The organism is Streptomyces sp. SD15, from assembly GCF_054462255.1.
The window spans coordinates 1-1,056 of record NZ_JBTLMO010000142.1 but is presented as its reverse complement, the minus strand read 5'-3'; the positions used below and the strand labels follow the sequence as shown (position 1 = coordinate 1,056).

Sequence of the window (1,056 nt, the reverse complement as noted above, 5' to 3'; positions counted from 1 at the left end):
CTAGGTGTATTGACCCGCAGGGTTGTTGACGCGGCTGATCGGGGGCTGGCCTTCGAGTGCGGTGTGGCAGCGATGGTAGTTGTAGGTGTGGAGGAAGGTGTCGAGGGCTGCTGTTCGCTCGTCGTTGGAGGTGTAGGGCCGTAGGTAGGCCCACTCTTCGAGGAGGGTGCGGTTGAAGCGTTCGACTTTGCCATTGGTCTGGGGCCGGTAGGCGCGGGTGAGTTTGCCGGTCGCGCCGAGCTGGTGGAGGGCGTCTTTCCAGGCCAGGCCCTTGCGGTAGGCCCAGGCGTTGTCCGTGAGGACCCGTTCGATGCGGGTGATGCCGTGGGCATGGAAGAAGGCGGCGGCGCGGGTGAGGAAGCCCGCGCAGGTCGCGACTTTCTCGTCCGGGTGTATCTCGCTGTAGGCGAGGCGGGAGTGGTCGTCGACCGCGGAGTGGATGTAGTCGAATCCCATGCCGCGGATCGGTCGGCCGGCGTCCCGCCCACGGACTTTGTGGCCTCCTCCGTCGGGGATCCGGCCGAGTTTCTTCACGTCGATGTGGATCAGTTCACCCGGCCGCTCGCGTTCGTAGCGGCGGATGGTCTGGCCGGTGGGCCGGTCGATCCAGGCGAGGCGGTGCAGGCCGTGGCGGGTAAGGATCCGGTGCACGGTCGAGGAGGGCAGGCCCAGTATCGGGCCGATCCTTGCGGGGCCCAGCTTGCGTGTTCGCCGTAGTTCGCATACTCGTGCCTCGGTCGCGGCCGGGGTCCGATGTGGCGTCGTGCGGGGGCGGCTGGAGCGGTCGTGCAGGCCGGCCTGGCCCTCGGTTCGCCACCGACGCATCCACTTGTGGGCGGTGGCCCGGGAGATGCCCATTTCGGCAGCGACGTGAGCCACCGGCCGGCCGGATACGACACGTTCGACCAGCAGAAGCCTCCCGAAGACGGTCAGCCGGGCGTTACGGTGAGACACGAAGACCTCCGTGCGGTGAGTTCCTAGACAGCTCCCACCCCACCGGAGGTCTTCGCCACGTTCAAGACCCGACCAGTGTCAACAACGCTCGTGATCAATACA

Annotated in this window: 1 protein-coding gene; it reads right to left on the bottom strand. The window is 66.9% G+C overall.

Annotated features, from left to right (window positions below; translation table 11 throughout):
* A complete protein-coding gene (locus ACX28W_RS43905) occupies nucleotides 1-954 on the bottom strand; it encodes an IS481 family transposase (protein WP_459005691.1) in 954 nt (317 codons plus the stop codon).
* Between the last annotated feature and the right edge of the window lie 102 nt (nucleotides 955-1,056).